This window comes from Sphingosinicella sp. (assembly GCF_052388015.1).
Classification (GTDB): Bacteria; Pseudomonadota; Alphaproteobacteria; order Sphingomonadales; family Sphingomonadaceae; genus Allosphingosinicella.
In genome coordinates this window covers 20355-27884 of sequence record NZ_JBQTIN010000091.1, presented here as the reverse complement: position 1 = coordinate 27884, position 7530 = coordinate 20355, and the positions used below count along the sequence as shown (strand labels likewise).

Sequence of the window (7530 nt, the reverse complement as noted above, 5' to 3'; positions counted from 1 at the left end):
TCCTTCGGCGCCTTGGCGAAGCCGTAGCCCGGCATGTCGACCAGCCGCAGCCGAAGCGGCTCGCCGACGTCGAAGAAATTGAGCTCCTGCGTCCGGCCCGGCGTGTTCGAGGTCCGCGCCAGGCTCTTGCGGTTGGTCAGCCGGTTGAGCAGCGAGGACTTGCCGACGTTGGAGCGGCCGGCGAAGGCGATCTCCGGAACGACCGGATCGGGCAGGAACTTGAGCTCGGGCGCGGACTTCAGGAACGCGACCGGGCCGGCGAACAGCCGCCGGGCCGCTTCCTCCAGCTCCGGCTCATCGCCGGCCACGGCTCTTCTTCGATCTTCCCGGCTGCGAGGGCGGCGGTGGAGATGGCGGCGGTGGTGAGGGAGGCGCCGTCGCCGCCGGGCGCGGCGCCATCGGCGTCTTCAGCGCCGGATGCTTGTGGTACATCCACCTCTGCTGGGCGATTGAAACGATGTTGTTGACCACCCAGTAGAGCTGCAGCCCGGCCGCGAAGCTCGCCATGATGAACATCAGGAACCAGGGCATCAGCGCGAAAATCTGCCTCTGCACCGGATCGGGCATCTGCGGGTTGAGGCGCATCTGCAACCACATCGTGATCCCGAGCAGGATCGGCAGCACACCGATGGCGAGGAAGGCGGGCGGCGTGAACGGCAGGAAGCCGAACAGGTTCATCGGCGTCAGCGGATCGGGCGCCGCGAGGTCGTGGATCCACAGCACGAACGGTTCGTGCCGCATCTCCACCGCGAGCAGCAGCACCTTGTAAAGCGCGTAGAAGATCGGAATCTGGATCAGGATCGGCAGGCAACCGGCGACCGGATTGACCTTCTCCTCGCGATAGAGCTTGAGCAGCTCCTCCTGCATCTTCGCCCGGTCGTCCTTGTAGCGCTCCTGCAGCGCCTGCTGCTTGGGCTGGACCGCCCGCATCGCCGCCATCGAGGCGAACTGGCGGTTGGCGATCGGGAACAGCAGCAGGCGAACGATCAGGGTGAGGCAGATGATCGCGACGCCGAAATTGCCGATCTGCGCCTGAAGCCAGAGCAAAAGCGAGAAGATCGGCTGCATGAACCAGCGGAACCAGCCCCAGTCGATCGCCCGTTCGAGCGGCGTGCCGAGGGAGGTCGTATAGGCGTTGAGCACCGCCTCCTCCTTCGCGCCGGCGAACAGGCGCGAGGTGGTGACGAAAGCCTGGCCGGCGGGGACGATTCGCGCCGCGCCGGTGAAATCGGCCTGGAAGGCGTTGCTGGCATTGTTGTGGCGGAAGCTGGCGTTGACGGCATTGGCCTGGCTCGGGACCACCGCGGCCAGCCAATACATGTCCGTGAAGCCGATCCAGCCGCCGGTCGTGCCGAAATTCTGCGTCCCCGCCGTAACCACGTCGGACCAGTTGCTGTCATAATGGGCGGTGCCGTTGAAGACGCCGGCCGGACCGACATGCATCGTCCAGCTGTCCATGTCGGGCGATTCGCCAACCCGGCTGACGAGGGCGAAGGGCTGGACGGCGACGGGCGCACCGCCGCGGTTGATTAGCCTTTGCTCGGCGGTGAAGAGATAACCGTCGTCGACCGACAGCACGATCTGGAAGATTTGGCCCTGGCCGTTGTCCCAGCTCAAAGTGACCGGGGTGGTCGGCGTCAGGCGGTTACCGCTGGCGCGCCAGACCGTGTTCCCGTCCGGTGCGACGAGCCCCGCCTGACCGGTCCAACCGAACTGGCCGAAATAGGCGCCGGCGGCACCAGCCGGCGAGAACAGGCGGACCGGCGGCGAATTGGGATCGATCGTCTGGGTATACGTAAGGCGCGGATCGGTTCCGCCCAGGACGAGGTCGTCGATCCGCGCGCCGCGCAGGTTGATCGAGCCGGCGAGGCGCGGCGTTTCGATCCTGACCCGCGGCGTCTCGGCGATCACTTGCGTGCGGTCGCGATTGGCGGCGGGCGTGTCGGCGGTCGGGCCGGCATTGGGCTGCGGCAGCGGAACGCTCTTGCCCTGCTCGACCTTGGTCGTCGGCTCGCTCGCGGTCGGGAAGAAGGTCTGGGTGACGAAGCCCCAGCCCAGCAGGACGAGCGCCGACAGGACGATCGCCAGGATCATGTTGCGATGTTCGCTCACTTAAGGATGAACCCTTCTTCCCTCACGGCACCGGATCGTGGCCGCAGCCCCCCCAGGGGTGGCAGCGCAGCAGGCGCCTGAGCGCCAGCCAGCTCCCGCGCAGGGCGCCATAGCGGGAGAGTGCGGTGATTGCATAGGCCGAACAGGATGGCGTGTAGCGGCAGCTCGGCGGCAGCACCCGCGAGGGCCCGATCTGCCAGGCGCGGGCGACGAGGATCAGCGCGCGGGCGATCATTTCGCCGCCCTCGCCAGCGCCCGGCGCAGCTCCTCGCCGAGCTGGGCGAAGTCGCGTTCGATCCCGGCCTGGCGACCGATCAGGACATGGTCAGCGCCGGCGATGCCGGCTTGGGGAAGGATCGTGCGAGCGAGCTCGCGGAAGCGGCGCTTCATGCGATTGCGGACGACCGAATTGCCGACCTTCTTCGAAACGGTGAGGCCGAGGCGCATCGCCGGGTTGCTGTCGCCGCGCTTGCGCACGAGCAGCACGAAGCCGGGCGTGGGCGCGCGAAAGCCGCCGTTGGCGGCGAGAAACTCCGCGCGGCGGGTCAGTTTGCCGATTTTTGGGCTGGTTAGGCTGACAGCTTCTTGCGGCCGCGGCTGCGGCGCGCCGCGATCACCTTGCGGCCGCCCACCGTCGCCATCCGGGCGCGGAAGCCGTGCCGGCGCTTGCGAACCAGATTGCTCGGCTGGAACGTGCGCTTCATTGTTCATACCCTGGTTGAATCGTCTGAATGAAAACGGCCGCCCGTGGCGGCCTGCTCGCCGGCGCCGATAGGGGAAGGGGGAGTGGAAGTCAATTCGGCAGGCTGTTCGATTTCACGTTGCGCCCGCTCGTGACGGCGGCGGGCGCTCAGGCGGCGCAGGCTCCAGTCGGTCCAGCGGCCCTTGTTCGGATGGGCGCGCTTGAAGCGCACATAGAGCCGCTTCGCCCAGCCGGTATATTTAAGGACGAGGCTGAGGCCCGCGCCGAAGACGATGATTCCGCCCGGCCCCGGAATCGGCCCGACCACCGGCGTCAGCGCGATCAGCACGAAGCCGATGCCGACCAGCAGTTGGCGCACCAGCGGATTGTCGGTCCAGCCGCGGCGGCGACGTTCGCTCATGCGCGACAATGTGGGTGCAAGCGAGCGCGAGTGCAATTCGTCGCTCGACATCGCGCCGGATGGCCGGAATAACCTCGCGGCGAGGGGGTTCACGCATGGTCGCGCATGTCGCCACGGTGGCGTTCCTGGGGCTGGAGGCGCGCGCCGTTGAGGTGCAGGTCCAGATCGCCAGCGGCGTGCCAAAATTCCTGGTCGTCGGCCTGCCCGACAAGGCGGTGGCGGAGAGCCGCGAGCGAGTCCATGCCGCGCTTGCCGCGATCGGCCTCGCGCTGCCGCCGAAGCGGATCACCGTGAACCTGTCGCCGGCGGATCTCCCCAAGGAAGGATCGCATTACGATCTGCCGATCGCGCTCGGCCTGCTCGCCGCGATGGGCGCGATCGATGCCGAGACATTGAGCGCCTATGTCGCGGTCGGCGAGCTCAGCCTCGACGGCCGCGTTGCGCCGTCGCCCGGCGTGCTGCTCGCGGCGATGCACGCCTCGTCGCGTGATCTGGGGCTGATCTGCCCCGGCGCGCAGGGATCGGAGGCGGCCTGGGCCGGCGGCATCGAGGTGATCGCCGCGCCGGACCTGATCGCCTTGCTCAACCATCTGCGCGGCGGTTCGGTGCTCGCTCCGCCTTTGGCCGCTGTCGCCGAACCGCCCGGCTTCGGTCCCGATCTTTCGCAGGTGAAAGGGCAGGAGACGGCGAAGCGCGCGCTCGAGATCACGGCGGCGGGCGGTCACAACATGCTGATGAGCGGCCCGCCCGGCGCCGGCAAATCGCTGCTTGCCGCCTGCCTGCCCGGCATTCTCCCGGAGCTGACGTCGTCCGAGGCGCTGGAAGTGTCGATGATCGCCTCGGTCGCCGGCGAGCTGAAGGATGGCCGCCTGATCCGCACCCGGCCGTTCCGCGCCCCGCATCACAGCGCCTCGATGCCGGCCCTGGTCGGCGGCGGGCTGCGCGTGCGGCCGGGCGAGGTCAGCCTCGCCCATCTCGGCGTCCTGTTCCTCGACGAGCTGCCCGAGTTCCAGCGCGTCACACTCGATTCGCTCCGCCAGCCGCTGGAGACCGGGACGGTGCAGGTCGCCCGCGCCAACGCCCACGTCACCTTCCCGGCCCGCGTCCAGCTGATCGCGGCGATGAACCCGTGTCGCTGCGGTCATTTGGGCGATCCCGCGCTCGCCTGCTCGCGCGCGCCCAGATGCGCCGCCGACTATCAGGCCAGGGTCTCCGGGCCCTTGCTCGACCGGATCGACATCCATGTCGATGTCGCGGCGGTCGCTGCCGCCGACCTCGTCCTGCCGCCGCCCTCCGAAGGGTCGGCCGAAGTCGCGGCACGGGTCGGCGCCGCGCGCGACATCCAGACCCATCGCTACGAGAAGCACAAGGTCCGCACCAATGCCGAGGCCGACGGCGATTTGCTCGACAGCGTCGCCACGCCCGACGAGCCCGGCCGCAAATTGCTCGCCCAGGCGGCCGAGGCGATGCGGCTCTCGGCGCGCGGTTATCACCGCGAGATGCGCGTCGCCCGCACCATCGCCGACCTCGCCGGGGCCGGCCATGTCGGCCGGGTCCATGTCGCCGAGGCGCTGAGCTACCGGCGGCAGGCGCCGCGCAATTGATCCCGACGCTCGTGCTGCTGCCCGGCGCGCTCGGCGCGATGGAGGGAAGCCGGCGGATCGCGGCCGGGCTTGCCGGGACGAGGCCCATCGCGACGATCGACTATCGACCCGATGATCTGCTCGACACGCTATTCGAGAGGATCGACACGGCGGGCGGTAACGCCCCCTTCGATCTGCTCGGCCAATCCTATGGCGGCTGGATCGCGCAATGCTTCGCTCGGCGCCATCCGGGCCGTATCCGCCGGCTGGTCCTGTCGCACAGCTTCGTGTTGCGGCCGTCGGATGCGGGCAAGCTCCGCGTCGCCGGCTTTCTGCTGACCCGTCTGCCACGAGCGATGACGCGTCGGCTGCTGCTCGGCCGGATCCGCAAGGCGATCGCGCCGGTCCGCGCGGCGCGGCCGGAGGTCTACGCCCGTCGGCTCCGGGACCTCGAACAGGCATTCGACGCCGGCCTGATCGACATCTTCGCCGCGCAGCAGGTCTGCATGGCCGAGAGCTTGCGGCCACGCACCGACTCGGTGTCGGGCGATTTGCCGCCGACGCTGATCATCGACAGCGACAACGACCCGATCATCGGCGCGCGGGCCCGCGCCGCGCTGCGCGCCGCCCATCCGCAAGCGGAACATCGCTCCTTCGCCGGCGCCGGTCACAGCTCGGCGACGATCGAAACCGGGGCGTTCCTGGCGACGGTGCGTGAGTTCCTGGACCGCTGACGCGTCCCCTAGTTGCCGCTCTTGTTGGCCGGCTCGGTCGCCGGCGGCGTGATCTGGACGTCGGGCAGCTCGATATTCGGCGCTGCGACGTTGACGTTGACGTCGGTCCGATCCGCCGCGCGCCGGAGATAGCCGCCGAAGAACAGGAAGGCGAACAGGCCGAGCACGAGCAGGACGACCAGCGCGACGATCGTCCCGCCGCCGCCGCGCCGCTCGCCGGTCTGGATGATCGTCGTTTCGTGCCGGACGGGCTCGTCGTCGCGCGGGTCGCTCATTGTCTCTCTCCGGAAATCGTTGCGGCGAAGTAACGCGGCCCTCGCACGCCCGGTTCCGGCGAATGGCGGTTAACGGCTGGACAGCGGCGCGCGGCGCGGCTTCTATCCGTCGGTCCAGCCAAGGGGGCCGCCATGACCGATTCCGTCGCTTCCACCGATCGCCGCAACCTCCTCAAAGGCGCCGCCGCATCCGCCGCCTTGCTCGCTCCCGCCGCCGGCCTCGCCCAGACCGGCCGCGACAGCGACCGCGAGGCGATCCGCCGTGCGGTCGATGCGGGCTATGAGGATTCGGTCCGCCGCCTGCGCGAGTGGATCGCGCTGCCGACGATCGCCGCCGAGCAACGCAACGTGCAGGAGGGCGCCGCGCTGATGGCCCGGCTCGCCACCGATGCCGGCTTCAGCGGCGTCCGCACCGTGCCGACCGGCGGCGTGCCGGCGGTGTTCGGCGTGCTCGACGCCGGCGCGCGGCGGACGGTCGGCATCTACTTCATGTATGACGTGAAGCAGTTCGATCCGGCGGAATGGGCCTCGCCGCCGCTCGAAGGGCAGCTGTTCGACCACCAGCTCGGCCGTGCGATCCGCGGCCGCGGCGCGACCAACCAGAAGGGGCCGGAGACGGCGTTCCTGGCCGCGCTTCACGCCTTCCGCGCCGCGAACAAAAGGCTGCCGGTCAACCTCGTCCTGCTCGCCGAGGGCGAGGAGGAGATCGGCTCGCCCAATTTTATCAACACAATGCGCGATCCCGAAGTGCTCGCCGCGATGCGCCGGGTCGACGGGGTCATCATCCCGAGCAACGGCCAGACGCCCAACGGCAATGCCAATATCGCGCTCGGCGCCAAGGGGATCATCGAGCTGGAGCTGGTCGCTTCCGGCGAACGCTGGGGCCGCGGCCCACGGCGCGACATCCATTCCAGCCTCAAGGCGCAGGTCGACAGCCCGGTCTGGCACCTGGTCGAGGCGCTGAAGACGCTGACCAGAGACCATGGCAACACGCCGGCGATCGACGGCTGGTTCGAGCGGGTGCGGCCGCTCACAGAGCGCGAGCGCTCGCTGATCGCAGAGGCGGCGCGGACGCGCAGCGAGGACGAGGCGAAGCGGTCTCTCGGCGTGCAGCGCTGGATCGACGATTTGCCCTGGCGCGAGTCGCTGGAGCGCCTCGCCTCGCAACCGACCGTGAACATCGAGGGCCTGGTCGCGGGCTATACCGGGCCGGGCGGCAAGACGATCCTGCCGGCGCGGGGCGTCGCCAAGCTCGATCTCAGGCTGGTGCCGAACATGACCCGCGCGGACAGCGAGGCCAAGCTGCGCGCTCATCTCCAGAGTCGCGGCTTCGGCGACATCGAGGTCAATGTGTCGGGCGGCTACGACCCTACGGAGACGGCCGAGGACAGCCGGGTGATCCGGGCCCAGCAGGCCGTCTTCACCCGCAGCAACGTCACTTACTCGCTCTTCCCCCGCAATGCCGGTTCCTGGCCCGGCTTCGTCTTCACCGGCCCACCGCTCAACAAGCCCGCCGGCCAGTTCGGCCTCGGCTATGGCAGCGGCGCCCATGCGCCGGACGAGTTCATGATCCTGGAATCGACCAATCCCCGCGTCGCCGGCTTCCGCGAGGCGGCGATGGGCTATGTCGACTTCCTCTACGAGATGGCGACGATCCGCTGATCGGCCGTCCCTCCGCCCGTTGCGCCCTCGCGGCTTTCCCGCCATAGAGCCGCGCGGTCGA

10 protein-coding genes are annotated in these 7530 nt (G+C 69.3%); 3 read left to right on the top strand and 7 right to left on the bottom strand.

What is annotated here, in order from left to right:
- From yihA to ACT4N3_RS07495, 6 genes are all read right to left on the bottom strand, one after another.
- Nucleotides 1-308, bottom strand: a 308-nt coding sequence (yihA, locus tag ACT4N3_RS07520) for a ribosome biogenesis GTP-binding protein YihA/YsxC (protein ID WP_444854594.1), incomplete at its 3' end; no start/stop codon positions are given.
- Nucleotides 295-2112 carry a membrane protein insertase YidC gene (gene yidC, locus ACT4N3_RS07515; RefSeq protein WP_444854593.1) on the bottom strand — a complete coding sequence of 606 codons (1818 nt, stop codon included), beginning with the start codon at nt 2110-2112 and terminating at the stop codon, nt 295-297. The genes yihA and yidC, both read right to left, overlap by 14 nt.
- Nucleotides 2113-2134: 22 nt before the next feature.
- Complete coding sequence (yidD, locus tag ACT4N3_RS07510) at nt 2135-2347, bottom strand: membrane protein insertion efficiency factor YidD (RefSeq protein WP_444854592.1); 213 nt, start codon at nt 2345-2347, stop codon at nt 2135-2137.
- Complete coding sequence (gene rnpA / locus ACT4N3_RS07505) at nt 2344-2661, bottom strand: ribonuclease P protein component (protein WP_444854596.1); 318 nt, start codon at nt 2659-2661, stop codon at nt 2344-2346. The genes yidD and rnpA overlap by 4 nt, the downstream gene beginning before the upstream one ends.
- A 20-nt stretch (nt 2662-2681) precedes the next feature.
- Nucleotides 2682-2816 carry a 50S ribosomal protein L34 gene (rpmH, locus tag ACT4N3_RS07500; protein WP_444854595.1) on the bottom strand — a complete coding sequence of 45 codons (135 nt, stop codon included), beginning with the start codon at nt 2814-2816 and terminating at the stop codon, nt 2682-2684.
- Between the two features lie 3 nt (nt 2817-2819).
- On the bottom strand, nt 2820-3266 hold the full coding sequence (locus tag ACT4N3_RS07495; protein ID WP_444854591.1) for a hypothetical protein: 447 nt from the start codon (nt 3264-3266) through the stop codon (nt 2820-2822).
- 44 nt (nt 3267-3310) lie between these two features.
- Between ACT4N3_RS07495 and ACT4N3_RS07490 the strand changes: the two genes are divergently transcribed.
- Both ACT4N3_RS07490 and ACT4N3_RS07485 read left to right on the top strand, forming a co-directional pair.
- Nucleotides 3311-4819 (top strand): YifB family Mg chelatase-like AAA ATPase, encoded by a 1509-nt coding sequence (locus ACT4N3_RS07490; RefSeq protein WP_444854590.1) that lies wholly within the window; start codon nt 3311-3313, stop codon nt 4817-4819.
- Nucleotides 4816-5532: an alpha/beta fold hydrolase gene (locus ACT4N3_RS07485; RefSeq protein ID WP_444854589.1), complete on the top strand. Its 717-nt coding sequence runs from the start codon at nt 4816-4818 to the stop codon at nt 5530-5532. Before ACT4N3_RS07490 ends, ACT4N3_RS07485 begins: the two co-directional genes overlap by 4 nt.
- 8 nt (nt 5533-5540) lie before the next feature.
- On the opposite strand, the gene ACT4N3_RS07480 is transcribed toward ACT4N3_RS07485, so the two are convergent.
- The gene (locus tag ACT4N3_RS07480) at nt 5541-5807 is read right to left on the bottom strand and encodes a hypothetical protein (RefSeq protein ID WP_444854588.1); all 267 of its coding nucleotides are present in this window, start codon (nt 5805-5807) and stop codon (nt 5541-5543) included.
- Between the two features lie 132 nt (nt 5808-5939).
- On the opposite strand from ACT4N3_RS07480, the gene ACT4N3_RS07475 reads away from it, so the two are divergent.
- Nucleotides 5940-7469, top strand: coding sequence for a M20/M25/M40 family metallo-hydrolase (locus tag ACT4N3_RS07475; RefSeq protein ID WP_444854587.1), 1530 nt, complete (start codon nt 5940-5942; stop codon nt 7467-7469).
- Nucleotides 7470-7530: the final 61 nt, after the last annotated feature.